Origin of the sequence: Vibrio anguillarum, from assembly GCF_003390515.1 — a bacterium.
Classification (GTDB): Bacteria; Pseudomonadota; Gammaproteobacteria; order Enterobacterales; family Vibrionaceae; genus Vibrio; species Vibrio anguillarum.
In genome coordinates, this window is record NZ_CP031479.1 from 3,149,676 (window position 1) to 3,150,113 (window position 438).

At 37.4% G+C, this 438-nt stretch carries 1 protein-coding gene; it reads right to left on the reverse strand.

Annotated features, from left to right (window positions below):
• Positions 1 to 104 precede the first annotated feature (104 nt).
• Positions 105 to 386: a hypothetical protein gene (locus DD616_RS17270; RefSeq protein WP_064626893.1), complete on the reverse strand. Its 282-nt coding sequence runs from the start codon at positions 384 to 386 to the stop codon at positions 105 to 107.
• Between the last annotated feature and the right edge of the window lie 52 nt (positions 387 to 438).

The window sequence follows — 438 nt, forward strand, 5'->3', positions numbered from 1 at the left end:
TTGACAACGCACCGCCGAACTTAAAAAACACACTGTAAACACTGAACTGCAATTTTGTACTAAAGCCACCACGCGTTGGCAATGCCTCTTGAGCCGTTTGTTAGCTATTTTTTCCCAGTGACTGATTTGAATGATTCAAAAATGAATGTCGCCAATCCACCTGCAACATTTGAATTTGCATAATCCTTCAAAAGCTCACAAAAATTTGATTTGAATTTATCAATAGCCTCTTCTGGAGAAGAAGCATAAATCGTATCACCTTCCACTCCTAACCCCGATCTCAAGAGTTCTTCCTTTTCAAAAAGATAAGTTTCTGAACTCATATCCAGATAAGTAAATTCATTACGATTTGAATTTGGTTTACAGAAAAATTGATACTTTGACATCTTTAATTTCCTTGCTGCTGAATAAAACGATAGCTAACGCCCGGCTAAGGGG